This is a genomic window from Aeoliella straminimaris (assembly GCF_024054565.1).
Taxonomy (GTDB): Bacteria; Planctomycetota; Planctomycetia; order Pirellulales; family Lacipirellulaceae; genus Aeoliella; species Aeoliella straminimaris.
The window spans coordinates 1-26,173 of record NZ_JAMXLR010000014.1 but is presented as its reverse complement, the minus strand read 5'-3'; the positions used below and the strand labels follow the sequence as shown (position 1 = coordinate 26,173).

Sequence of the window (26,173 nt, the reverse complement as noted above, 5' to 3'; positions counted from 1 at the left end):
CAAGTTGCGGCGTAATTGTGGTATTTGCTCGTACCAATCTCCATCGAGCAGGCCCTCAAACTGCCGCGATTCTTGCCGAGTGTGTGGCTCACACCGCAACCCCATGCGGGCCGATGCTGGTCGCGTCAATCGCTGCCATCCGTGGCCCTTAAATCGATCAATCGGGGTCGTTGGAGCGCGCTGTGCTTCGCTGACGGGATTCGTTGGTGATGACCGCTCTCAGCGTCTCTTTAGCCAGGTGCGCTACCAGTGGTAGCGTTTCCGGGTCGTCGCGAATGGCTGCAAGCGCCGGCTCAGCTGACTTCGCTCGTTGACCGAAGGCGGCCAAACCAGAAAGCGTCCCAGCCAGCAACATGTCACGATGATCAACGTAGACACCGTGGTCATCTCGTCGATACAGCATGGCCGCATAACCTTCGGCAGACGGCGCTGCCAGCTTTCTTGGTTTGCGGTAGGATCTCAAGCTCGGTCCTGGGTCTTTGAGCATTTCGATTAAAGTCGGGATGGCGGTTTCCCCAGGTTTCCCCATCTCGGCCATCGCTAGCCCAGCGGCGGTGCGCAGATCTGCCACCAGCTGCCACGGATCAGGCGATTCTAGGATCGGGACGTCATCACGCGTTTCGGGCGCCTGAGCCGTAAATTTGAGAATCTCATGTAGTCGGGGGACTGCTTCTGCAGCATCTGGTCCAATCCTTCGCAGCAACCGCATCACCTGCACGGTTTCCCGTGACGGTGGTTGCTGTAACAGCGAAATCAGAGTCGGCTGCGCAAACACCAGTGCCGTTTCGAGTCTCTGCAAATCCTTCAAGGCAGCAATGCGGGTGTTTGAGTCAGCCGACCGCAGCCTCTGGAGGAACTCCTGGTTTGCGAAGTCGCTCAAGTTCTGACAACGGCTTTTCTCCTGTGCGATCACCGGTGCGACGAAGGCGATGCATGCGATTGCGATCCAAGTATCCAAAGACAACTTTTTCATATTACTGACCACGGGAGTATCTTTGCTCCAGATGTGTTTGGTCCAAGCGCTGGATGCGCCTTCAGTTGAGGAACAATGAGGGATGATGTCTGATACACTCATGAGACTTCGACGTGAGATGTGTCGCTTGCTTACTACCCGGTCGCATCCCACACTGGTTTATCAATTCTCTGAGAGATCATCCTCGCGTCGGCTCGCAACTGCGTCAGATCTCCGTGATCGATAACATTGATTCGCCGGCCATCGCCGAGGACGAGATTGAGTTCGTAGCTGTAGAAAGACGAATCAGAGCCACTACACCGCTCAGAAATCAACTGCAGTGCGTAGATCTCGTCCAAATGAATGTCCTGTCCTTGAAAACGTCCCGTCGAGTAGACCCCGCGGTTCACGTCGAAGACATTCGGTGACAACTGGAAGTACAGGTGCAGTCCCATTCCGCCTATGGCCACAACTCCAACGACAATCAGGATGACACGGACCCATGAGGGAATCTCAGGCGCAACCAGGACGACCAAGATCAACGCAAGGCTGATGATCATAAAGGTCATGCAAAACGCGATGTAACCCCACGTCGCCCGGAACTTCATGCGATTGGGCTTTTGCATCACGAGTCGATGCGTCCTGAAGCTTGCCCCTCCGCCATTCAGCGGACTCCACTCTGTAGACGTGGCGACTGCATCGTCAAGTGTTGACGGATCGAACGGTACCGGTTCAGCACTCAATAGGCGAAGTTTCCGCACCATTTCATTGAACATCTTCACGTCTCCAACTGGTGGCCCCAACTTACTCGCCGATGATCGACTCCACTTGTCTCAATGTACTCATCCCGACCGAGCGCATCTGGCTGCTTGCCTGCTTGTCTTCGCCGGGGGCGAGGTAGGGTATTAATTGGCAATCTCATCTGTCATCAGCGACCGGACAGCGGCAAATGATGCCAGCAATCCTAAAACGCCCCACATTCCGACAGTTAACCAGAACCGGAAAACTTCGCTGTCTCGATCGTAGTAACGAGTCTCTCGCCACCATGCATTTCCTCTGGGACGCATAACGTAGCCAGCCCCGATTGCCCGGTACACGTAAAACCACAAGCATGCAGCTAATCCGGCAAATACCATCGCAAAAACGTATCTCATGAGTCGATAAATCATCGCTACGACGAGCGATCCTCCCTGGCCGAGTACAGCTAACGACCAATGATCATTGCACACAACGCAACTGGGAAATCAATGATCGCGATGCCGACGGCGCCCGCTGCGACCGCGAGCACCTCACGAGCCCTTCAACAAAAAACCATGTGGTGGAAAGCTCACTTGTCCTTCCTCTATATGGCAGGACGAAGGTGACTGGGTTATGGAATCAAGAAGCATCGCCGAAGTGAACACGCTAGGAATCTGCCTCTCTGATTCCCCATCTCGAATTGGCTCCAGCCGCCGTCGATCCACCTTGAACAGCTCCGACGAAACCCCAGAACGTGCCGATGAAACGGGCAAAGAACCAAAAGCTATCGCCTCCAAACGGCGAGAGCCAGAGGCCACTGATCGCACACGCGACGCAAAGTGCCCCGCCCAGCGAGGCGCCGACCAGTACCCTCCATCCCCCAGGCAGTTTCTGGTGACAGAGTCGTCCAACCAGTTTCGAAAGCCTCTCACCGACTACGAAAAGTAATGGTAAGGGGAGCGTCCACAGCCAGTCGATAAGACGACCACTGCCCTGTCGCCGAGGAGAGGGTGGCGGTCGCTCCGGAAGATTGGGCGGCAAGTTCATCAGGTCAATCGTCGCGACGTCGGCCACCACGCCAGCGGTTGAAATCCCGGGCGGTTGGTGCAGGACACGGACGTGCAGGAACCGATGGTCGGCATTAAGCCTAGAATTGCCGAAACGATCGACCAGTCGGACGTGTTTGCGTCTGCTGCGTTCGCCACCGGCCGGTACCGGGCCGACACCGCCCAGACCCGACCTTCCCGCTTGGGTCAACTCCGGGGATGCAAGGTCAAGTTCTTCGACGGGAGAGAACATGGACTCGATCGTGATCTCCCTCGGACTGATCACTGCGTCGGTGTGATTCCTCACGGTGAGCTCAAAAAACAGATTGCTGGCATCCTGCGCTACCGGCCGCAACCCGACGATTGAGAGGTCGAATTCGTTGATCGCCATTGGGGCGTTTTCAGGCTCCCGCTGAAGGCATAAGACTGGCGTCAGGGCCAGAAAGCAGCCGAGGAGTAACCAGTTCATGACCGTTCCAATCTGTTCGGTTTCCGCTTGCTGGCGTCGCTTCAAGCGGACCCAAGATTAACGTATTGATGAGACGTGCGGCGTTCGCGAGCGTGTCTTTCGCACCTCCGAGCGCACGCACGTTTGCTGACACATTCATTATACGAAGTCATTCGCTGCTGACCGAGTGTAGCGGTCAGGCTTACGTTTCACAATAAAGTTAAAGCGGCGAGTTGCATTCGAACTGCTTGGGAACTAACCCTCACCGTAATTGTGCAACTTCCTTGCAGCAAACTCGTAGAAAACAAACCGCAGTGGCGGCTAAGCTGTCCATTCAAGTTCCGCGTGATACGCCGCTGCTACCGCCGCGAGAAGTAGAACATAGAACATAGCTCTAAGAAGTCCGCCTATCGAGTTCACAGTGATTTCCCTCCTATGAATATTATACTGCCAACGTGGCCGCAGATCCGGTGCTGAACGAACGCGGCGCTGGAAAACCGCACCCCTCTTGCATACTCAAGCGTCTTCGCAAACGTGGCGGTTACGGCAAAAAATGGAAAAAATCTTCACAGTACCGTGTTCATCAGCATCCTCTGGAAGATTCACGCTGGCCGTTTGGTATGGTCCGGTGATGTAATTCTCCAATCGGAACTCCTTGACGTTGGTGCTTCCGTCGCGAAGAGGAATTTCAACCCGGCAGTCGAGGTTCACTGGTCCGACGAGAAAACTGGTGCCACGTCCGAGTCCATCGACGTATTTGTGCCCGTCCACGTGGAAGTGGTTCTAGACGGCCCCAGAGAACAACGCCGGGTGAGACAGTCTAACCTTCAGACTCAGTCGGTGCGGACCAGTAGGATGCACGATCGGTGCGTCGTCTGGGCTGGCGGAAAAAACTGAGGTCGTCCAATAAGCGTCACGGCGATCGGGACAAGTGAAATAGACGATGTCGCGGTGTCTTGTATTTATTTGGATATTTGTGATCAGCGGCTCGCCGTCGGTCCCTATGATGTCAGGGATCAGCCAGAAACTGTGGTTCTTGGCTTCGCGGCGTTCCTCGTCACTCAATTCCAGTCGAGGCAGCTTTTCCCCGGGGTCCGTCAGGTCGCCGTTCTCGTTGACGTCCATGTAAAGGTCGTCGCCGTCGACGACGAACCAGACACGCCTTTCGGCGCTCAGGACGAACAAGCAGTACCGCGGCTCTCCCGATGCCCAGAGCGGTTCCTTCTGGATCGACCGATCAACTTTGGAAAGATCGACTTCCTCGGCGACGGTCATTACGGGTAAAGACGCGATGACCGCGAGAATTACCATCCAGATCTGAAACCAACCCATGATCCACCTCACTTCTTTGCCGAACGACCAAGGTATCCGATTTCAGGGTCCCAATTGTGGCTCGCGCCGCAGCACCGGTTCCAATAAAAATTGCGCCGGCGGGAACACGCTTGGTTCTGGTGATTGTCTTCATTGAGCGGATACCCATGGTTTCTCTACGACACTCGTTGTCTTGCTGCTATTAGGCACTGAATGATACTTTCAGCCGCTTCGTAAAATCGTGGCCAGTCTTCAGTCGAGATGACCTCGCAATCGACATACGCTCCGCCATCCTTTCTCGAAGTGAAAAAATGAAAGCTCTTACCAGTATTGCCGTAATCGTAGACAATGATACTGCGACCGAAGACCGATGTTCTGAGATCTGCGTTCTCCTTGAGAACCGCTCTCACGTCAGGGGTTAGCAGAGACCGGACGTCCTCCGGTTCAAGTGTGCCAATCACAATTTTCTGATGAAACTCGGGATCCTCTTCATATTGAACCGCGCCCCATACGTGCTGATTCAATAGCTTAATCATCAGGCTATGTTGGTTCGGTGTGAGATTAAAGCTCGGAAATTCTGTCTCCTTTCCTCCCGTAAAAACCAGGCAGGTATATTCTTCGACCTTGGTGGTCTCCACATAGCTATCAGGTCGATTCATCCGCGTGGTTCTTCTTGTCCGGAGATTACAAAGGCTGAGTGTCCCCTTTGCGTATGGTCTCGCGAGCAGATCGCTGGCACGGCCGAACCCCAGGTTGGCGTCGACTGCATCTTGAACCCGAGCAGGCACTGTTTCCATCACTTCCATGCCCAGTGTCCGTGCGATTTCTGGCAGCTTCTCTCGTTGAAACGACTCAAGCCTTTCTACGCGGCTGAAACGAGACGGATGTTTGACATACTTAAGTCTGATGGCATCTATAATGGCAGTCACTATAATGCCTCCCACCACGAGGACAAAAATCCCCACAAAAGCAAAGAACTGATATCCGTACCAAGGAAGTGTCTGCATCATCGATTTCACCTAGATGGCAAGTTGAGATGTGAAGTCGTGATGCGACTTATCATGTTGTAATTTCTTGCTTGGACAGCGATTTTGTGGTCCGTCAGGGTGACGCGGTTAGTAGCGGCCCCATCGCAGCGAACGACGTTGAATTCAAGTCCCACGCGGCCCGCGACTACGTGTTAGCTGGATTGTTGCAGCGGCTACCTATCTTCAAAAGTCAAATTATCCAACCGCAGCAGCCTCCACTCTCCTCGAACCCACTCGTATTCAAGTTGTAGCCTGTAAGGAATCGAATCGACGTGAGCCACTTTGGGACGGATTTCAGGCGTCAGCCCCTCGATGTCCGCCGGAGCCAGATTTCCAACGTTGATGCTGCCCGCGCTCAGGACAATCGTCGCTTGGTCACCAGAGTAGTTGCTTTCCAATACTTCGATCTCTCCCTCGTTGTAGGGCTCGTCACCCCCGGAACTAGGAAGGATATCTTTCGTGTCTCTTTCAATTTGGCCCGTCGCAATCTCTGGATGAGCGGAGATGCCGCTCTCTCTCCAGCAGCCACAAACAGACAGCCCAAGTACAACGGGGAGGGATAACAGGCATCTCATGTGTTGTCCTCAAGTTTCGATCTGCTCGTTCACGCATCGGCTAACCGTTCGTCTCGAAGACCTCCTTCGCCCCAGTTATTCGTCGGGTATCTCGACGTCGTCGAAAGAAAACGTCAGCGTGCGATCGACGGATTTCGTGGGGGCCTCGACGACCAGTTTCCACTGACTGCGGCGCGTCCTGATCTGGTCGGTTTCGAAGTCGAAGGTCATCTCGTGAGGATATCCACTGCCTCGACCATGCCCTTCCGGCTTAAGCAACTGTTCTCCCACATCCAATCGAACTTTGTCCCACGGAACGCGGACGCCGTAGCCGAGGAGCTTGAACTCTCCTGGCAGTAGTCGCGCTTTCGCAATGGCAATCTGGCTGATGCCGGCATCGGCGATCTTGGGTGCAATTTCGCCGATGGGACCGATCACTTGCTTGCTTCCATCTTCGAGCAAGAGTGAAAGCCGATAATTTTCAAACACTCCTCCGACTTTGTCGGGCGCGAATCCGAGGTCGACCCATGTCCATTTGATATTGTTGGTTTCCCCCCGACTGACACCCGTCTTGCGGGGATCAATCGAACTTCCCTCGGGGCCAACAAGAGCAAACAGTTCGTGCAGCTTTTTGTCTTCTGCGAGGCCGACGCCTTCCATTCGGAGATTCAAGCCGTATTCGTCGTATTTCGCGTTTGTTTTTTTCTCGAACCCGGCTCTCTCAATGCGAATGAGCCCATCGAGTGCATCGATTTCACGTGGCGCCAACTGCGAAACGGGTGGTAGGGTGCACTGATTCCACTCCTGGCCGATCTTCAGTTGGGCGGTCACATCGACTTTGCGTACGGCAACTCCTTCCGGCCAATCGTCCCTTTCAATTCGAAGCGAGACTGCGTCGGACATGTCATAGACCCAAATCAGAAACTTGGGCCTATACGTTCTCGATTGGCTGTCTGCGAAGAAAACCGTTGCTTCATAGCCCACAACGTAGGGCTGTCCGACCCAGGGCTCGGGGCGAATCACCACGTCGAGTTGGTCGAACATCCCGTGACGTTCCAGGCGGGCTTGAAATGCTCCCTGAGTAATTGGCTTAGCAACCGGCACCGAATCGCTTGGGAAGGCGAAAGCAGGTGCCCGCTTCAACGCGACGGTCGAGCGATCGAAGTTGTCGATTCGCAAACCGGCTGCATCCATCAGCAGGTCCATGGCTTCCCAGAAAGGCTTCTGCTCGAATTCGATGGCCACTTCTTTTGAGAGGGTCTTCTCTCGAGGAATGATCCACTTTACATCAAACGTCACGTTACCCTGCTGCTCGAACTTGGCCAGCACGTCCCGCAACGGCTGCTTCGTTTCGTTCAACGAGATGAAAGTCGTTTGATTGAGGTCTTGCGATTTCGCATTCCCTACGAAACTGACGACGCATGCTGTAATTAACATCCAGCGAAACATCACGGGTCGACTCGCTTATGTACAGTTTACCGGTGAAGCGATTGCAGCATTCAGGACGTTCTTGTAGCCCTTGGCGGAGGGCGAGTCACATCGGTCCGCTCCACAACGGGCGATCTGCGGACTTATTCACTATACCAAGGGCAACGACGAAGCGCCCCTGCCATTCGCGCAATTAAGAACCGGTATCGGTTCCGAAGATTGGGCGGATTCAACGAAACGTCCACTTGGATTGAATGCCAAAACGACCTACCGATTCAAAGATGCGGTCGGCTCCCGGCTGAAATCAACAGTCCGAATGAGCCAACTACCAACAAGCCGGGCGCGGACGGTTCGGGAATTCGGTTCCGCCCTAAAGCGAGTTCGCGCACCAAGTTCGCTTCCGGCTACGCCTTCGGCCTGCCGAGCGGACCCAACCGCTCGTAAAGGCTAACGCCACAGCAAGTGACGACAGGGTGGCTGGCTCTGGAACGGGATACTCCACAACGTATCCAGCAATATCGCCGTAGCCAGATCCGTACATTGCATGGTCATTCCAAAGGTCACCTTCTCCGTGACGGAACTCCAAGAAGTGCTCGATTCCGGCGAGATTGTTTGGTTCACCCGGCGCCCAATTCGAGTAGGACCATGTCTCTTCCGTGACCCAATGCCAATCCGCCGCGAAATCGGTCTCAGGCGTATCAGGCGTTTGAAACCCGCCCAGCCAATGGAACGCAAGCTGACCCGGACCGAAGGAAGACGCCAGAAAATCCTGTTCAGTGGCCGAAGTGATGGTTACAAGGTGGCCTGTAGTCCCCCGGTACGAACGTTCCTCTGCAAGGGCTTTCGCAACGCCCCAATCGATTTCGGCGGACGGAACGACCTCGTAGTAATGGCCGTTTCCGCCCATGTCCAACGGCCATTGGATCGGCGCGGCCTGCACACAGGCAGCCACCAAGAAAGGCAGGGTCGTGGCGGTGACGCCGTTGAAAGCAACATGGTTCATCTTGTTCTCCCGATTGGATGCAGGTTTTGGTCGCCATGACCTCCCAGTAGAGATCACGGTATCAGCCGACCCCAGAGTCCAGTTCTCTACGCGCAGTGAGTAACTCGGAGTCGCTGATAGAAACAGGACGTCTTTCGCGGTTAAAGACGGTTTGCGTGCACTCGTGGCGCGGCGGAGTCCGTCAGCAAGCCAGATCTCTAGATTGGGCGTATTTCCTTCGCTTGCGTTGACCGTCAGATCCAACGACAGTTGGTAGTCCGCCAAGTTGGTACTCCTATTCGGACCCGCTGGACCTGGCTCCACCTCGAGCGTTGTCAACGAGAAGCTAGGGGAAAAAACTGACTGTGCTGGAGACGCCAGTGAGACGCAACGCTTGATCCGCGCCGCCCTGATCAACCAAGCTGAGGGCGGAAACAGCCCCGTCGCCGCCCACCCCGGCGACAAAGGCGGAGAGGTTTGCGCGAGAATCAAAACTCTCCTCAACGACCACTTCGGTGAATGCGGCGTCTGAGATGGAGCAGAACAGGACGCTCGCCACTACAGCGGGAAGACGCCAAACAATTCGCCTCGTTAAAGAATTCGTGCAACTCATTAGTAACTTCCTCAAAAGAAGTAGGATTCAACGCCACTGATTCGTCCTCCCAATCACGAGGCGCTGGGGATGCCCAGGGCACTTCTTTGCCCCCACTCTGATACCAAGCGTGTTACCGCATGGGGCAATTATGGCAAAAATGGAAAAAACCAAAGAACTCCGTAATACTGGGGGATAGGGCACGCTGCATTCAAGCAGGGGAATCCTTCTCTTCACCGCACGATCGCCTATGTCGCCAAGAGAGCACGACCAAACTGCCAATGCTTTGGACCAGTACCGCGACTACCTTACCTTGCTTGGACGACTCCAGTTGGACCCCGTGCTGCAAGCCAAAGTTGACGTATCGGGCGTCGTGCAGGCGACGATGCTGGAAGCATGTGAATCGGAGTGGGGCTCTTTGGAGAACCAGGACAAACTGCCGTGGCTGCGGAGGATATTTTCCAACAACCTGCTAGATGAGATTCGCAAGTTTCGCACCGAGGCGCGAGACGTTCGCCGCGAAAGACCACTGTCTCACCGCATCGATCAATCCGCCTCTCGCTTGCAGGTGTGGCTCAAGAGCGATGGTCCGTCGCCCAGTCAGATGGCCGTGCGCTCGGAAGACGAGCTCACGTTGGCGAAAGCGATCGCAACTCTCCCAGACGCCCAACGCGAGGCGATTGAGTTACACCACCTACGAGGACTGCCCTTGGAGGAGGTCAGTGAAAGCATGCAGCGCTCCAAGGGAGCCGTGGCGGCTTTAATCTTCCGTGGTACAACACGAATTCGCCAAATCATGCAACCGAAGCAAGGTGAACCGAATGAGTGATCCGCTCGATTCCAAGCTGATTGACGACCCGGCGTTCCAGTCGGTGCTTGTCTCCTGCCTCGAGGCACTTCAACGGGGAGAAACCATCGATCGTGAGCAGTTGGCCTCCGACCATCCTGGTTACGCAGAGGCAATCGAGCAGTTTCTCGACGATCAAGACTTATTGGAACAGGCGACCCTGCAATTCATGCCAGATCACTTGCCAAAAGGCAACACCGACCATGTGCAGACCATAGCGAATGACTCAAACTCGCCCATGTTGACCGCGGGCGACACGGTCCGGTACATCGGCGACTATGAAATCCTTGAAGAAATTGCCCGCGGCGGCATGGGGGTCATCTTCAAGGCCAGACAACAGTCTCTCAAGCGTGTCGTTGCCCTAAAAATGATTCTCGCGGGGCGACTGGCAAGTCCTGCCGACGTCGAGCGATTTCAGCTAGAGGCTCGTGCCGCGGGGCGGTTGAAGCACCCGAACATTGTACCAATCCACGAAGTTGGTGAGCACAGGGGGCACCACTACTTCACCATGGACCTGGTAGAGGGCCGCAGTCTGGCAGAGATGGTCCGTGAAGAAACGCTCTCTCCACACCACGCGGCCGAAATTGTGGTCAAAGTAGCCGAAGCAGTAGAGTATGCGCACCAACATGGCACACTGCATCGCGATCTGAAACCGGCCAACATTCTTATCGATGGTGGCGGTGAGCCACACGTCACGGATTTCGGTTTGGCAAAACTGCTCGAAGTCGAAGACGCAGACGAACTGCACGAGTTGACAGCGACGGGACAAGTGCTCGGTACTCCTAGTTACATGTCGCCTGAGCAGGCATCTGGCAAGTCAGCACTAATCGGCCCGGCTTCCGACATCTACTCTCTGGGCGCGATTCTTTACAGCTGCATCGCTGGCCGTGCGCCGTTCGTTGCCGAGTCGACGGTCGATACGATCATGCAAGTCTTGAAGAAAGACCCTGTCTCACCTCGTGAACTCAATCCATCGGTCCCACGGGACCTGGAGACGGTTTGCCTGAAGTGCTTGACCAAGGAGCCACACAAGCGCTATGGCACGGCCCAGTTAATGGCCGATGATTTGCACCGCTATCTTGAAGGTCGACCGGTCGCCGCCCGTCCTGTAGGCCGGATCGAGCGCGGTTGGCGATGGAGCCAGCGGAATCCTGTGGTGGCGTCGCTGGCGTCGCTGATTGCCGCATCGCTGCTTGTCGGCACCATTGTCTCCTCCGCGCTAGCGGTACGTGCGCGGAACGCTGCCGAATCGGAGCGAAACGCCCGTCAAGAAGCCGAAAAGAGCGAAGCGAACGCAAAGAGCCTGGCAGAGGAGATGGCGATTCTCGCCGATGAGAAGTCGGCGCTCGCCGAACGGGAGCACGCAGCGAGAGATCGCGCGGAGGCCGCGCGGATGGCTGCGGAGCGATCGGAGCAGGAAACCAAAGCGGCCCAGCGGAGGACAAGTCGAAACCTGTATGTGGCTTCCATGAATCTTGCCCCGAGCGCCTGGCGAAACAACAACATTGAACGCCTGCTGCAACTGTTGGAAGCAACCCAACCGCCCTATACGGGAGGAGAAGATCTGCGAGGCTTTGAATGGCAGTATTGGTGGAACCAATGCCATAGCGACCTCCTCACTGTCAGTGCGGGAAGTGCGGTCCGCGACCTTGCGATAAGCCCGGACGGCCAACTTTTCGTAACCGCTGGCAATGGATTGCAACTATGGAAGGCCGAGTCTGCCGAACACATTCGGACGCTGCTCGGCTCCAATGGCGATCACCTGACCGTAGCGTTTAGCCCAAATGGGAAGCTTATTGCCAGTGGCGGCACTGATTCGTTGGTCTATTTATGGGATGTCGAGTCTGGCGAATTACTCAATTCATGGGAAGGCCATTCGCACTGGGTTTATGGACTCGCCTTTCATCCCCGCGGCGACCATCTTGCCACCGTGAGCGGGCATTCATCTCGGGGCGAGGGGCGTGTCTTAGTTTGGGACGTATCTACCGGCGAGCGACAGAGAGACCTCTCCGTCGTCGAGTCTTGTCTCTTTGCAGTGACTTACAGTCCGGATGGCCAACTCCTCGTCGGCGGTGGGACAGGTGAGAAAAACATCTATTGTTGGGACGTGGAGAGCGGCAACAAGGTGGCCGAATGGAACCGCCCCAGTGCCGTCCAATCGCTCGCCTTTAGTCCCGACGGCAAACGTTTGGCATCCAGCGGTTGGTGGGACACGATATGGATAAATGATACCGATACAGACAAACGCACCTTCGACACCGAAGCCCATCCAGGACATGCGCCCACTTTAGCATTTCATCCGGATGGCACGCGTCTGGTAAGCGGCGGGACCGACCAGACGGTGCGTGTTTGGGACACCTACTCAGGTCAACTACTGGAGCAGTTCCGCGGCCACACTGCCAGGGTTTCTGCCGTTACTTTTGATGCAAGTCGCCGGCGCGTAATCTCCGCTGCACACGACCAAACCGTCAAGGTGTGGGGCATCAACAGTTCGGTAAAGGAGAGTACGGTGCTCTCCGGAAATCGGATTTACACTCGCGACCTGGCTTTTAACGAGGACGGCAAAAGGCTAGCGTCCGTTGTCGGGAATCCCTGGAATCCTGCCGCGACCGGCGAAATCCGTATCTGGGATTTAAGCACGCAAACCAGCAAAGTTTTGCCTCCGGCCCATAAGCGAGGGGTCCTTGCCGTCGCCTTCTCACCTGACGGACTGTACTTTGCCACGTCGGGCAGCGACGGCGCGGTCCTGCTTTGGGATGCGAATTCCGCCGACATGATCAGGGTCATCAATGAGGAAGAAGCGCCCGGTTGGTCGATCGCCTACAGTCCCGACGGTCGGTACCTGGCAGTAGGGTTTAGTGAATCGTTGCTAGTGTGGGACATGGTTACGGGAGAAGCAACTTACCGCTTTGAGGGCCTGGAAGGCCCGCTGGAATCGACGGCCTTCAGTCCAAATGGGCGTTACCTCGCTGGCGCTTCAAAAAAGGGGGCGACTGTCTGGGACTTGGCGAGCGGTGTCGAAGTACGGAGTTGGAGGTGCTATGGGGGAAAAGACTTCAACACGGGGCTCGCATTCAGCCTGGACAGTGAGCTGTTGGCCTTCGTCGACTCTGGAGGGTTTCGCTTAGTCGAGTTCCAAACTGGCAATGAAGTTCTCAATGTCAACGGCCACAGCCTGGGCATCAACGACCTCACTGTCAGCCCCGACGGCAAACGTTTGGCAACATGTGCGGACGATAGAACCGTCAAGCTGTGGGATGTGGCTACGGGTAAGGAAGTGCTGACGTTCGAACTCGACTTCTATCCATTGACGCTTGCCTTCTCACCCAATGGCGTGGGCCTCGCTTGCGCGGGTTATGGACGAGACATCGTGCTTTGGGACGCGACGCCGCGCGGAACCAATCCGCTGCGCTGGTACGCTGGTCACAAGGGCCCGATTACCACAGTGACCTTCTCGCCGAATGGCGAGCGGGCCTTTTCGACTAGCGGTTGGCCGGCCGGAGACAACACGGTTCGTGTGTGGGACGTCCAAACCGGCGAAGAGGTGCAAAGGTTCGAAGGGCATGAGAACAATAACATTGACGCAAGTTTCTTACCGGATGGCCAGCGTGTACTATCCGGCGCCGGCGACGGGACGCTTCGGCTGTGGGATATTGCCACAGGCGAGGAAGAACTGCGATTGACCATGCCGGCAGAAGGCGATGCTGTTGCGGTTACGCCGGATGGCCGATTAGGGGCAGTGGGGCTCTTTGACAATAACTGCTATCTATTTGATTTGAAGACTGGCGAGCAGGTCCGGCGTCTCAGTGGACACACGACTCGCATTCTCGATGTCGATGTTTCACCGGACGGTAGTCAGTTAATCTCGTGCGGCGATGACCCATTCGCGATCTTATGGTCCATCGATAGCGGCGAGGAGATCCGTCGGCTGGACCATGGAAGCGGTATCGACCGGGTAATCTTTTCACCAGATGGTCAACTAGTTCTGACCGGCGGATGGGACGACAAGGCGATTCTTTGGAATGTGGCCAGTGGCGAAATCCAAGTCACATTTATCCACAACGGAAACGTTGCGGATGCCGCGTTCACTGCGGACGGCAGTTTGCTCGTGACAGCGTGTCACGATAACATGGTTTACGTTTGGGATGTGGAGTCCGGTAAGCTCTTGCGTCGCTTGAAGGATCACCGCAATTGGGTATGGTCGGTAGCGATCTCGCCCGATGACAACCGCATTCTCTCCGGCGGTGGCGGGGCGTTTCTAGACAATACCTTCTTGCCCGGTTCGGACTTCGCAATGCGAGTCTGGGACCTTGCTGCAGTAGTGGATGTAGCTGTACAGAAAAGTCCACCGCGTACGGTCACGCCCTCGCGCTGGCTGCATGGCCACGAGGGGACAGTTCGCAGCTTGGACTTTTCGCCCGACGGGCAGAGGGCCGTCTCGGCAACTGGCTGGCCGCAGGATGACAAGTCGCTTCGGGTTTGGGACATCGCGACCGGCCGAGAGATTCAGCAATTTGAAAACTCGACTTCGGGCTCATTCGAAGCACGTTTTATGCCCGACGGAAAACGCGTGCTGAGCGGCGCCGACGACGGGCACCTACGGATGTGGGACATATCAACCGGCGTCGAGTTGATGAGTCTAGCATCGCCTGCTCGTGGAGAAGCCATCGCTCTAAGTGGAGATGGAAGGTATGCAGCAATTGCTGCACGCGACGGGAAATGTTATCTCTTCGACCTGAAGACCAGCGAGCAACTGCGGAGTTTCGTGGGGCATGAGAAACGGCTTCTCGACGTCGACATTTCTCCGGACGGCGAACAACTGCTTACGGGCGGCGACGATTCTTATTTGATTCTGTGGTCAATCGAAACTGGCGAAGAAATCCGTCGTTTAGAAGGACATGCCGGCAGCGTGGAATGCGTCCGGTTCTCCCCGGATGGCAAGCAAGCGGTAAGTTGCGGCCGTGACGGGGAGGTAATCCTTTGGGATCTCGATTCCGGCCAAATGATTCGAAGCTTTGACCATTCTGCTCCCGTTAACGAAGCTCTATTTGCTGCCGACGGACGCGTCGTAAGTGCATGTAGAAATGGGGCAGTCTACCTGTGGGATATTGAAACTGGCAATCGTTTAGATGTCCTGGAAGATTCTATGGACTCCGTATGGTGCTTGGCCGTTTCACCCGATGGTGGACGCCTGCTCTCGGGCGGCGGACAAGTGAGCGGCAACTCGCCTCCCCCCCGCGACTTTGCTATCAGAATGTGGGAGATACCGTCGGCGAAACGTTCGGGCGAGCACGGCGAGGCAGGAGCCGACGAGCCAATTGCCAGCGAAGTGAACGTGGGTTCGACGGTGGGCCCGTGAGGTTGTGTGACTCGGCGGACTATCTGAAAAGACAAATTTGATTACTTACAGCAACGGCCGCCCGACACTTTGGCGATGCAGTGTCGGTGTGCTCTTATCGGCCACGCGAAATGTAGTGACTGGTGATAACGAAGGCCGCGTTGTTTACCTTGTGCTTGTATAGTTGACCAACAACTGATCGACAGGTCGTCTGAAAAACGGTCGACCGAGAATCTCGTTGTCCTACAGATGGCAGTCTTCCCATGTCAGCTGCTGTTACGATCGAGTGGCTCACGCTCCCAGGAGCTAACAAGTAATCGACCCCCAGCAAACACACTTTTTGTTGATACGCCACGAACTTTATGCAAAGCAAAACAGATCAACCGCCCAAGGAGAAACGGCAGCCGTTTCAAATCGGCTTGTCGCAGCTGTTTCAAATCATGACCGTGGCTGCCCTGTGGTGTTCGGTTGGTGTCACTCGCGAGAACGTCACCCTCGGCATAATTTGCGTGGTCGGTGCGGTCCTGGCGACCTGGATCGTTGTTGGGCGTTGGGCCGTTACGTTGTCGCCCAGGGCGAGCAAGCGAATTCTGGCCGCTACGACCACGTTGCTGGTGGTCGTAGGCTGTGGAATAACCGCCTACTCCGGCCTCGAATTGTACTTCAGCAGCAGCACGAAGGACTACTTCCCCCTGGTCTGTCTGTTGACGGCATTCTCGTGGATCAGCCTGACGAGCTTGGCGTATGAGGCAGGTCCGGCCGTGGGATTTTCGGTCGGTGTATTGACCGTGCTGCTGCCGTTGGCAATTGTCTATTGCTTTTGGAGCGCTGTGTTCGGAGCTTGGGATCGATGGAGCGAGCGGCCGACTCTTCGGCGGCTGGTGTGGTCATTTACCGTGTTTCTCGTGTTGCTGGCCCTACCGCTGTTGCCGGTCATATTCAGCGGTTGTTATATGTGCACCGGACACGGCGAAGGAACGGAAACGAAACACCTGTGGATTCACTGTGTTCTACACGTCGGCATGCTGATTACAGCGGGCGCGATCATCGGCCTGTTACAATTACAAGCATTTCGGGCGACCAGCCCACCGGCTTGGCTTAAGCTGCTCACGCTCGGGTATCTATGCCTTTACGCTGTACTACTGCAGGTAGCCCTGTTCCCCATCAATTTCTACATCCCCTAAATCCATTCTCGGTATGCGGTTGTGTGCAGAACGCCGAGCGACTGGGCTGCGACGTCAACGGAAAGGCCGGCAAAGATCCGTAGCTTGACAATCTCCGCTACATCCCAATCCAGATCGGCGAGCCGATCAACTGCGTCGCTTTGAGCGAGAATCTCGAAACGAGCTTTCGTTGAGGCCAAGATCGGCATCAGCCTGCTCGACCTAATGATGCCCTCCACTATGCTTTTGCGTCCGCTTGCGGCGATGTGCTTCGACCAGAATCCGTCGCATGGCTTCTGCTGCAGCAGAGAAGAAATGCCCTCGACTATTCCCAGTTCTGAGCAACTTGGATATTCACGAGGCGTAGGTTGGCGTCATGGACCAGAGCGGTTGCCTGGAGTGTTTGCCGCGGTTTTTCGTCCGCCAACGTGGCAGCAACCATTCTGTAACTCTACGTAGAGCGAAGGAAGCAGTTGTTCAGCAGCGGAAGGATCGCCCTGTTCGATTTGAGACAAGATCTGGGTGACGTTAGCCATTAAGATGGGTATAGCAGACCACAAAGTGTGGCTTGGGGAGTGAAATCGCGAGGCTATTTTCTGCCGAGGTCGCGCCACCGCCGGCAGTTTCTGGCCACGCTAAGTCACGTCGGATGCATCGGTCTCAGCAAGTTAGCCCGCTCGCCAACTCGCACACCCGGCCAATTTCTCGACTAAAATGAGGGCATCTGTGCAGCTAGCGTATGCTGCCTGACCTCATCACAGAGTGACAGGAAGTTCAGCAGGAGGCCGATTTTGGCCATCGGCTGGCGGAGCCTGGGACGGAAGCATGTGCCGACGGCCTGGAGCCGTCACCATGTCTCACAGCTTTGAGTCCGTCGCCGCCAAGTATCTGGCCGCCAAGAAACTCTCGTCTGGCACCTGCAAGGAGTACCGGGGCACCGTCACCAAGTGGACCTCCTGGGGGAAAGGAGTCGACGTCGATCAGATAGGCATAAACCACCTGCGAGACTTCCTCGACTGGGTCCATGAGAAGGCCGCAGCAGACGGCGGGTCGAACGCGGGGCGTACAGCCAACAAGTCCCGCGAGAACCTGAGGGCAATCCTGTCTTGGGCCTGGGAGCAGGACTTCCTGGAGAAACTGCCACGGCTCCCCAAGCCAAAGCCGCAACGCGATGTGGCCGGTCGCCACTATCTGACGAAGGCGGACCTAGACGCCCTCTTCTTCGCCACCTACGAACTGGAACGGCCAAGGGGTTGGAAGCAACCGCTAACGGTGGGCCACTACTGGCGGGCGGCGCTGGTCGCGTTCTTCAACTACGGCGTCGACACCGGGACGGTGTTCAAGACGGCATCCTTCCACGAGCCTATCCTGTGGAGGCATGTCTGTTGGCGTCCCGAGCCACCGAACGGCCAGGGGAAGGACTCACGCTACGGTTGGCTGTACTACCGTCGCGTGAAGACCAAGAAGCAGTTCTATCGACCGATGAATCGGGTCGTGAAAGTCCACCTCAAGAGTCTCCGACCTGAAATCGTCGAGCCTGACCAGCCAGTGTTCCACTGCGGCACGTCGCGCCCGAACGCGCAGTTCCAGCGTCTCTGCACTTTAGCAGGCGTGAAGCCGAAGCAAGACGTGGAGACGGGCGAAGAAAAGAAGTGGGTCCTGAAGGACCTGCGGAAGACATGTGCAACCTACTATGACGAACACATGCCGGAGTCGTCCATCGAAATCCTCGGGCATTCCGTGGGCGGGGTGACGTACCGGCACTACGCCCATCGCGACCCGCTCGCATTCAAGGCGATCATGTCGCTGCCGCAGCCAACGGCGTTCACCTCGCTTATGCACGGTTTCGACGGCGAGTGTCCGTGCTGCCGCCGTAGATTCCGCCAGGCGTAGAATCCGACCAGGGCGGCGCCTCCCGGCCTAGCTGCGGAGGTGTCGCCACCGGTCTGTCACCACAGCGGCTTAGCCAAACCGCTAACTTGCTGAAACTGGTCCAGCTTCAGCGACTTAGCAAGTCGCCGTAGCTGCAGAGGTGTTTCGACAGACACGTCACCGCCTAAAGTTGCGCTACTTCCTCATCGTCCAAAGGCTGAGCCGACTCGGCAGCAGGCCATGCCAAGACGAAACCTCAACCATGCGAAGCCAAGAATCAGCATCCTCCTTACTTTCCGCCGTGCCGGACTGATCGCCGCAGCCGGGGAGGCGGAAGGCGCCGATTCGCGATGAGTAATCCGAATCGCCCCGTTTGAGGTAGTCGCTCACGTACCAAATCGTGCAATCGTCGTCCGAGGCGATGGCAGTTTGGTGTAGTCTATCGAGCGGAGCGTATTAGTTTGGGCGGCTTCGCCATCGGTGCACAAGCAAGCTTGTAGCAATCGTGATCGCTGCCAGCGAAATACACCCTGGCTCTGGGACGGTCGCAGGTGTTCCAATCAACGGTTCGTAGGTTAGATTCGGCCAGTTGCCCCAAACGTTCCGAAAAGCGGCAATGTCTGTCGGCGCCAGCTCCTGTTGCGGTCCCGAGTCGGCCGCATTCATCACGCTACGAGGTGCGAAATGAATCTGTCCGTTGGCGTCGGTCGCGAACGCCTTGCCAAAATGGTCCAACGACAAGCCATGACCTGCCTCGTGCAAGGCCGTGGTCTGCAAGTCAATATCGGTCCCTCCGCCATTTTCGACGACCCAATTAAAGGCGTCGTTGTAGTAGACTTCTCGAAACGCCGCGTCCGCCTTGCCGTCGCCGTTCAGGTCCGTGAAATTGCCGTCCTCGTCGATAAAAGAAAATTGCGCGGTTGTCGCTAAGATCTGGTCTCCAAAACCAGGTCGAAGAGTTTCGAAGAAACTCTCTGGCAAGAAACCGGCGTGATAAATGTCGGCCACGGGGAACGGAAGGCCTTGGGTGCCGCCGCTTATTACGTACTGAAGAAATCCTAAATCGGTCGTGGTGTCGCCCAAGTCCACCAGCGGGATGTCGATTGGCTCAATGGCATTCCAGGTGTTCATCGCCGCACGAATGGCGGTCGATGTTTCTGCTGCCGTGAGACCGCTACTTGTAGTGTCCAATTCATTGGTCCAAGAGATATATCTTGTCCCGCCTCGATCGGGATCGTACGGTACGAAGTGCGACCCGGATTGCATACTGCGATCGTCGAAAAAGATGGTGGTTCCCAGTGTGCCCAGTGCGCCATAGGTATCGATGGCCCCAAGGCGGTAGTTGGCTCCCGAGGCCGCCAAGGCGCCGTTCAATTGAGCGTCGAGTTCTGGTGAAGCGTCTTCACCAGCCCATGCGCCCGCACACATCAGCCCCCAAGCGACGCCTACCCACCGTAGCTTTCCCTGGCAGTTGAAACTACAAACAACTTCTTGCACCGAGATTTTCTGAATTCTCGCCATCGCTTTCACCCTCTCTCTAACAAAAGATTTGAAGGACATCCATGCAGAATGAAGCTGCCAGAGGAATCGCTCCTCAAGTCGCAGCCAAGAACTGTGTCTGTCGATTCGGCGACCGGCCTTACCTCTATGGCCGTCAGGAAATTGGCCGCTAGGCGCAGGAAATATCAAAAACCCCAGAATTTCTAACGGAAGCCTAAATTCTCGTTGTTTCCCGGACACATAGCGGCAGTGGCGAAAGCCACTGCACCAAAATGGTCAACCCGGTCCTGAGAGTGCCCGGTTGCCAGAACCTGGCTGTCCTGGCCTCGAAAAAAAGGAGCGTTTTTTCGGAAATGCGCGCCTAACAGCCGCGCATTTGTCGGCCAACTAAATAGACGGGGTACCCAAACTTCCTGGCGGAGTCGACGTAGTACGCCAATTCCCCATTGGTATCCGGTATTATGACTTTTAGTTAAGACAACAGTGGTTCACACTGTCGAGCTATCTATGACGCACGATTCGAGTCGTAACCCAGCTTTGCTGGAGGCGTTTCGTCCACTTCTATTAATGTTGGTACGCGCTCAATTAGGCCCGAAGTATCGTGCCCGAATAGACCCCGAAGATATTGTTAACCAAACGCTATTTGACGCGCATCGTCACCACCTGCAGTTACGGGGTTCCTCGGAGGAAGAACTTGTCGCTTGGCTCAGGAAGGTGCTCGATAGCGACGTCAAAGATGCGATCCGTCACATGCATCGCGAGAAACGCGATGTCGATCGGGAATGCAGCCCAGTTGCCACTAGCTGGCGCACTGCATACGACCGTTTTCTCGATGTTACTTGTACGTGGACTTCCCCCAGCATGAACCTCATCAGGCATGAGCGGGAGATGCAATTGGCCACGGCGCTGGCGGAATTGCCCGACGCACAGCGGGAAGCGGTGGAGTTACATCATCTTCACGAGTGCTCATTGGCAGAGACAGCAGATCATCTTGGCCGGACGGTACAATCCGTTGTCGGTTTGTTGCGGCGGGGACTCAAACGTCTACGGGAGCTTCTGCAGGAGCCGACGACGGGTTACCAATGACCGAAAAAGACGAAACGATTGATCAAATACTCGCCGACTACCTGCAGCGTCGTGAAGCGGGTGAAGCCGTAGACGCGACGGTGCTCGTCGCAGACCATCCCGAACATGCTGGCGAGATTCGTGAATTCCTTGGCGACTTGGCCCATATGCAGGGTCTTTCGGGCGATGCGAATATCGATCACGTCGGTAGCAAGTTTGGACCGTACAAGCTGGTGGAGAGGATTGGCGAAGGGGGATTTGGGGTCGTCTATCTGGCCGAGCAAACCGAGCCCGTTCGCCGACGGGTTGCGCTGAAAATCATTAAGCCTGGCATGGACAGTGGCGAAATCATCGCCCGGTTCGAGGCTGAGCGGCAAGCACTGGCGTTGATGGACCATCCCCACATCGCCCACGTGCTCGATGCGGGGACCACGTCGGCTGGCCGACCCTATTTTGTGATGGAGCTGATCAAGGGCATCCCGATCAACGACTATTGCGATCAATGCAGTCTGCCGGTTCGCGATCGACTCCAGCTGTTCCGCTCTGTGTGCCAAGCAGTCCAGCATGCGCATCAGAAGGGGATCATTCACCGCGATCTCAAGCCGTCGAATGTGCTCATTGCCATCCAAGATGGAAATCCGGTACCCAAAGTCATTGATTTCGGTGTTGCCAAGGCGATCAATCAGCGATTGACCGAACACACGCTGATGACCGGCTTCGCGCAGATGGTGGGAACGCCCATCTACATGTCGCCGGAACAGGCCGAAATGAGTCCGCTGGACGTCGACACGCGGAGCGACATCTATTCGCTGGGAGTCTTGCTATACGAGCTTCTCACAAGCACGACGCCCCTGTCCAGGAAGCGGCTGTCACAGTCCAGCTACGACGAAGTTCGCCGCCTGATTCTCGAACACGAACCCTTACTGCCCAGCGCGGCCATTAGCACGCTCGACGGGGCAACGACGAGCGTTGCCGATAAACGACGCACCGACCCGCGCAAATTGATCCAGACCTATCGAGGTGATCTCGACTGGATCGTAATGAAGGCGCTGGAAAAGGATCGCACCCGGCGGTACGAATCGGCCGCGGGCCTGGCCAACGATATCGGTCGCTACCTGGCCGACGAACCGGTGCTGGCGAGCCCGCCCTCACCACGCTATCGGATGCAAAAGTTCGTCAAACGGAACCGGGTACCCCTGGCAACCGGATCGATGATCGCGGTGCTATTGATGGTGGGGACGATCGTGTCGACGTGGCAATGGCACCGAGCCGAGTCGAACTTGGAGGTAGTGACAAGCCTCCGACATCAGGAGCAACAGATGCTCCAGGAAAAGGAGATGCTAGTCGTTGAGTTGAACAACGCCGTCGAGCGCGCGAACGCGAACGCAGCGAAGGCCGAGCAAGCAGAGATTGAGGAGAGAAGGCTGCGTGAGCTCGCGCAGTGGGAAACGTACGCGGCGGATATGAAGGCCGCGCAGGCGGCCCTTGGGCAAGGCAATCGCCATCAGGCAACGAAACTGCTCGAGCGTCATTGGCCTGCGCCAGGCGAACCGGACTTGCGCGGCGTCGAATGGCGATATCTCTGGCAAGCGTCCAAAGGAGATGAACTCCATACATGGCACCATCCCGACATGACGCCGGGAGCACGTTTCTCGCCGGACGGCCAATTCGTGGCGACCGCTTGTTTTGATGGCCTGTTGCGGATTTGGAGCGTCGAGAGCCGCGCCTTGGTGGCCCAGTATGATCGTGGGATACCAGACGACAACGTAAGGCTCTCGTTCTGTTACTCTCCAGACGGCAGCACATTGGCCACCGTGACAAACGAAGGAATCGCATTGTTGGATGCCCAGACTCTGCGCAAAAAGCAAATCGTGGAAGTGGGTGACGATCAACTCCCTGGCCTGCAAAATTCTGACACAACCATGGCCTATTCGCCGGACGGCCGCTGGATGGCGGTGGGTGGAGGGCGGATCCTCGTGTGGGATACGGAGAGTTGGGATTCGTTTTCACTTCCCGTCGATCCTTATGGGCGAATCGCTTTTTCCCCGGACAGCCGTTCGCTCCTAGCGTGTCACGAGAATGGCGTCATCGACGCATGGGATCTCGAAACGCAGGAGCGCTCTACGCTGGTGCGCGATAGCGACATGCGGTGGTTCGTGACGAAGATGTATCCTAGTAGCGACCGGTTGGCGGGCGCCAGCGACGAAGGATTTGTGGTCGTTTGGGACATCGATGCGCAGAAGCCGATCTGGAAGGAACGGGCGCACCGCTCGCCAGTGTGGGCGCTGGCCATGTCTCACGACGGAGAGCGATTTGCCAGCGGTGGTTATGACCAGGAGATTCACCTTTGGGATGCGGAGACTCAACAAAAGCTGATGACCTTGCGTGGTCATAACAACGAAGTTTGGTCACTGGAATTCTCGCCGGATGACCGTTATCTGCTGACTTCGAGCAAGGACGGAACCGTCAAATTGTGGAACGCCCAAACGAAGCCCCAGTCCCACTGCTGGTTTTTGGACGCCGGCGAGGTGCCGGTTGGTTTTCCACGGAACGGTCGAGGCCTGCTCTCCGTCACGGCAGATGGCGCTCTGCGGCATTGGGACGGCGCAAAAGTCGTCAAGTCGCTATCGCCTGCCCCCCCTTTACGCCCACCCGTGACAGTTTACGCTCCAGAGAGCGAGTGCCTTTACGTTTTGGACAACGACAGTAGTGTTCAGGTATGTGACGCACAGACGCTCGACGTCAGGCGATCCTTCACACTGAATGGCTCCTGCTCGCGTGTTCTCGACGTTTCGCCGGACGCGCGTTATCTTGCCGGCCGTGGATCAGAGCACACCGAACTTGGCGTTTGGGACGCCAGGTCTGGAGAATGCATCTTACGATTGGAAGGAGGCGTGGCGTGGTCGGCCAGCAATGATCTGGCGGTGTTTTCACCCGATAGCCGCCTGCTGGCGATTGGCACGACCCAACGGGAAGTCAAGCTCTGGGACGTCCAAGAGCGGAATTTCGTGCGAACGCTTGCTACCCACCCCTGGCATGTCTTTGCGATCAGCTTTTCGAGCGACGGACGACGTTTGGCTAGTTCCAGTTGGAAGGGTGACGTACGCGTTGTCGATTTGGAAACAGGCCGTGAAGTTGTGCCATCGCTTTACGGCCACGGCGGCACCGGCGTTGACGCGCATAGCTTCTCGCCCGGCGGGGCAACTTTGGTGAGTAGCGGCGGAGATAATGTTCGATTCTGGAACTTACCGACGGGGCGCGAAACCCTTGTGTTCAACCATGCTAGCAACCAAGGCACAAGGATTCCCTTTCTGTCTCCAAACGGTGCGCTGGTCGTATGGCGAGACACGCACAACGGGCGCGTGCGCGTCGAATCGATTCCCACGATGGCCGAAATCGACGCGGCTTACGCCTCCCAACTCCAGTCGCGATCACCTTAGACCTGCAACGCGCTGGGTTGATAACTCTACAGGTTGGATGGCCTACGAGGTGAGCTGCCCCGCTGCGCGTGAAGCAACCGCTGGAGAGCGTGGCGATTTCCCAATTCGCTTGCCGTGGCACAGTCCGTTCTCGCCTGCTTTGGCGTGCCGTGCGAACTCGCAACTTGTTTTTTGGATTTTGCGCGCCTAATTCGCCCGCTGATGACGGCCTACCTAGTAGGCAAGAACCTTTTGCAGAAAGTCCACACCATTCTTAAGGGTCAGACTAATGAAGACCACCGCCGCTTCGATGCTATTCGCATTCGCACTATTCTTTCCCGGGGCCCATGCGGTCACCTTCGACTGGGCAACCGTCGGCAACCCTGGCAATGCCTCGGACAGTGAAGTGATGAATGACGGAACCACTGGCTACGGGTCCGTCGGATACGCCTACCGTATCAGTAAGCACGAAGTGACCAACGCCCAGTACGCCGAGTTCCTCAATGCGGTCGATCCGACCGGCGCAAATTTGGACTTAGGCGGTGGCGACGGCTTTCTTTACGACTCGAACATGTCGGGCAACTTCGGCGGAATCGAGAACACCGGCACGGTCGATGGCGCACACTACGTTGCACAAACAGGCCGCGAGCAAAACCCGGTGACGCACGTGTCGTTTTTCGACGCGATGCGATTTGTCAACTGGCTGCACAACGGCCAGGGTGGAGGCGGCACGGAGTCTGGAGTGTACACGATCGGGACTGGTCTTGATGAAATTCGTTCTACTAATGCCAAGTTTTGGATTCCCAGCGAAGACGAATGGTACAAGGCCGCGCACTACGACCCCAGCGGCGTGTATTACGACTACCCAACCGGAACCGATACCGTACCCTATTCCGACAACCCCGCTAGCCTCAATACGCCGGACGATACGAACGTGGCGAATTTCTACAAGAATGACGCCATCGCCAACGGTTACGACGACGGCTATGCGGTAAGTGGCTCCACGAGCTTCCCGACTAACACGAATCCGTTTATCGATGTCGGCGCCTACACGGCGGCAGCGAGCCCCTACGGAACGTTCGACCAGGGCGGCAACGTGACGGAGTGGAATGAATCGGTCACTAATTTAGGGCTTCCTGGCGGTCCTTACTACCGCGGCATTCGGGGGGGGCGTAGATCAACATCACAACCAGCGACGGTCTCGTTCTGCGGAGCGAATTTCGGAACGGCGGCATCCCCGCGGAGGCGTTCGGCGAGTATGGTTTTCGCGTGGCAAGTATCCCTGAGCCAAGTACGATGCTGCTGGGCGGCTTGGCAGCGGGCGGACTCTTGGTTTTTGCGAAGTCGCGCGAGGCCTCAGAAATCGGACTAGCCGCACCGTGAATCCCGAGATGCGGACACTTTGATTTTTGAGACAAAGGTGCGCAAGTCACGCTGACTCTGAGCGCATGTGAAACCACAGGAAATCACCATATCCAACTCGCCTCCATTGGGAGATTCTGATGAAATGCCGTGTATCTTGGCTGCGAGCGAATCAAAACGCCAGCTTCGCATAGGCCATGCAGGTGCTGGTTGCTACACCGCGCACAGCGACTATCTTTGAGTGGAGTTTTCCGGTCGACAGCGGCTTTGGAAGTTCGTCATACACCAATGGGAACATCTATTCAGCGTCGGACAGTTTGCCATGCTCGATCTGGGAGAGGAATCAAGTTGCGCCACCCACGTGCTTAGGCACTGCAGACGGCAAAACAAGATTCCGACGCTCAAGAAGCAGAGCTATTTACTGCTGAGGTCGCGCCCACCGACTGCAATTCGCTTCGACTCGAACTGAGTGAGGGTGCATCGCCGAATGTCGCTTAGTTTTTCGCAAGTCCTTTTAGCAATTGACGT

The 26,173-nt window shown here is 56.4% G+C and carries 19 protein-coding genes and 2 pseudogenes; 8 read left to right on the top strand and 13 right to left on the bottom strand.

What is annotated here, in order from left to right; all coding sequences use genetic code 11:
- Positions 1 to 157: 157 nt before the first annotated feature.
- The 9 genes from NG895_RS03150 to NG895_RS03110 form a co-directional block, all read right to left on the bottom strand.
- A complete protein-coding gene (locus tag NG895_RS03150) occupies positions 158 to 1,075 on the bottom strand; it encodes a HEAT repeat domain-containing protein (RefSeq protein ID WP_252850996.1) in 918 nt (305 codons plus the stop codon).
- 32 nt (positions 1,076 to 1,107) lie between these two features.
- Positions 1,108 to 1,728 (bottom strand): hypothetical protein, encoded by a 621-nt coding sequence (locus tag NG895_RS03145; protein ID WP_252850995.1) that lies wholly within the window; start codon positions 1,726 to 1,728, stop codon positions 1,108 to 1,110.
- A gap of 628 nt (positions 1,729 to 2,356) precedes the next feature.
- Positions 2,357 to 3,205 carry a hypothetical protein gene (locus NG895_RS03140; RefSeq protein ID WP_252850994.1) on the bottom strand — a complete coding sequence of 283 codons (849 nt, stop codon included), beginning with the start codon at positions 3,203 to 3,205 and terminating at the stop codon, positions 2,357 to 2,359.
- Between the two features lie 762 nt (positions 3,206 to 3,967).
- Positions 3,968 to 4,516: a hypothetical protein gene (locus NG895_RS03135; RefSeq protein ID WP_252850993.1), complete on the bottom strand. Its 549-nt coding sequence runs from the start codon at positions 4,514 to 4,516 to the stop codon at positions 3,968 to 3,970.
- A gap of 155 nt (positions 4,517 to 4,671) precedes the next feature.
- Positions 4,672 to 5,505 (bottom strand): hypothetical protein, encoded by an 834-nt coding sequence (locus tag NG895_RS03130; RefSeq protein WP_252850992.1) that lies wholly within the window; start codon positions 5,503 to 5,505, stop codon positions 4,672 to 4,674.
- Between the two features lie 191 nt (positions 5,506 to 5,696).
- Positions 5,697 to 6,098 carry a hypothetical protein gene (locus tag NG895_RS03125; protein WP_252850991.1) on the bottom strand — a complete coding sequence of 134 codons (402 nt, stop codon included), beginning with the start codon at positions 6,096 to 6,098 and terminating at the stop codon, positions 5,697 to 5,699.
- A 75-nt stretch (positions 6,099 to 6,173) separates the two neighbouring features.
- Positions 6,174 to 7,436 (bottom strand): hypothetical protein, encoded by a 1,263-nt coding sequence (locus NG895_RS03120; protein ID WP_252850990.1) that lies wholly within the window; start codon positions 7,434 to 7,436, stop codon positions 6,174 to 6,176.
- Between the two features lie 439 nt (positions 7,437 to 7,875).
- Positions 7,876 to 8,772, bottom strand: coding sequence for a C-type lectin-like domain-containing protein (locus NG895_RS03115; protein WP_252850989.1), 897 nt, complete (start codon positions 8,770 to 8,772; stop codon positions 7,876 to 7,878).
- 61 nt (positions 8,773 to 8,833) lie between these two features.
- The gene (locus NG895_RS03110; protein WP_252850988.1) at positions 8,834 to 9,100 is read right to left on the bottom strand and encodes a hypothetical protein; all 267 of its coding nucleotides are present in this window, start codon (positions 9,098 to 9,100) and stop codon (positions 8,834 to 8,836) included.
- A 229-nt stretch (positions 9,101 to 9,329) separates the two neighbouring features.
- Here NG895_RS03110 and NG895_RS03105 point away from each other — a divergent pair, with 229 nt between their 5' ends.
- The 3 genes from NG895_RS03105 to NG895_RS03095 all read left to right on the top strand — a co-directional run bounded on the left by NG895_RS03105 (position 9,330) and on the right by NG895_RS03095 (position 16,448).
- Positions 9,330 to 9,908, top strand: coding sequence for a sigma-70 family RNA polymerase sigma factor (locus tag NG895_RS03105; RefSeq protein WP_252850987.1), 579 nt, complete (start codon positions 9,330 to 9,332; stop codon positions 9,906 to 9,908).
- Positions 9,901 to 15,285, top strand: coding sequence for a protein kinase domain-containing protein (locus NG895_RS03100; protein ID WP_252850986.1), 5,385 nt, complete (start codon positions 9,901 to 9,903; stop codon positions 15,283 to 15,285). Before NG895_RS03105 ends, NG895_RS03100 begins: the two co-directional genes overlap by 8 nt.
- 341 nt (positions 15,286 to 15,626) lie before the next feature.
- Complete coding sequence (locus tag NG895_RS03095) at positions 15,627 to 16,448, top strand: hypothetical protein (protein WP_252850985.1); 822 nt, start codon at positions 15,627 to 15,629, stop codon at positions 16,446 to 16,448.
- Here the strand turns inward: NG895_RS03095 and NG895_RS30800 are convergent.
- The 3 genes and pseudogenes from NG895_RS30800 to NG895_RS30790 all read right to left on the bottom strand — a co-directional run bounded on the left by NG895_RS30800 (position 16,445) and on the right by NG895_RS30790 (position 16,963).
- A complete protein-coding gene (locus NG895_RS30800) occupies positions 16,445 to 16,636 on the bottom strand; it encodes an ECF-type sigma factor (protein WP_425267197.1) in 192 nt (63 codons plus the stop codon). The two genes, NG895_RS03095 and NG895_RS30800, sit on opposite strands and share 4 nt — an antisense overlap.
- Before the next feature lie 13 nt (positions 16,637 to 16,649).
- Complete coding sequence (locus NG895_RS30795; RefSeq protein WP_425267196.1) at positions 16,650 to 16,772, bottom strand: ECF-type sigma factor; 123 nt, start codon at positions 16,770 to 16,772, stop codon at positions 16,650 to 16,652.
- Positions 16,753 to 16,963: pseudogene (locus NG895_RS30790) on the bottom strand (ECF-type sigma factor). Before NG895_RS30790 ends, NG895_RS30795 begins: the two are co-directional and overlap by 20 nt.
- Before the next feature lie 316 nt (positions 16,964 to 17,279).
- On the opposite strand from NG895_RS30790, the gene NG895_RS03090 reads away from it, so the two are divergent.
- A complete protein-coding gene (locus NG895_RS03090) occupies positions 17,280 to 18,320 on the top strand; it encodes a tyrosine-type recombinase/integrase (RefSeq protein WP_252850984.1) in 1,041 nt (346 codons plus the stop codon).
- 435 nt (positions 18,321 to 18,755) lie between these two features.
- On the opposite strand, the gene NG895_RS03085 is transcribed toward NG895_RS03090, so the two are convergent.
- On the bottom strand, positions 18,756 to 19,820 hold the full coding sequence (locus NG895_RS03085) for a zinc metalloprotease (protein ID WP_252850983.1): 1,065 nt from the start codon (positions 19,818 to 19,820) through the stop codon (positions 18,756 to 18,758).
- A gap of 486 nt (positions 19,821 to 20,306) precedes the next feature.
- On the opposite strand from NG895_RS03085, the gene NG895_RS03080 reads away from it, so the two are divergent.
- The 4 genes and pseudogenes from NG895_RS03080 to NG895_RS30780 all read left to right on the top strand — a co-directional run bounded on the left by NG895_RS03080 (position 20,307) and on the right by NG895_RS30780 (position 25,666).
- Positions 20,307 to 20,885, top strand: coding sequence for a sigma-70 family RNA polymerase sigma factor (locus NG895_RS03080; protein ID WP_252850982.1), 579 nt, complete (start codon positions 20,307 to 20,309; stop codon positions 20,883 to 20,885).
- On the top strand, positions 20,882 to 24,304 hold the full coding sequence (locus NG895_RS30785) for a protein kinase domain-containing protein (RefSeq protein WP_425267195.1): 3,423 nt from the start codon (positions 20,882 to 20,884) through the stop codon (positions 24,302 to 24,304). The genes NG895_RS03080 and NG895_RS30785 overlap by 4 nt, the downstream gene beginning before the upstream one ends.
- Positions 24,305 to 24,572: 268 nt before the next feature.
- A pseudogene (locus NG895_RS03065) lies at positions 24,573 to 25,394 on the top strand (formylglycine-generating enzyme family protein); the annotation flags it as partial.
- A 185-nt stretch (positions 25,395 to 25,579) separates the two neighbouring features.
- Positions 25,580 to 25,666, top strand: a complete 87-nt coding sequence (locus tag NG895_RS30780) for a hypothetical protein (protein WP_425267198.1) — start codon at positions 25,580 to 25,582, stop codon at positions 25,664 to 25,666.
- Positions 25,667 to 26,173 lie beyond the last annotated feature (507 nt).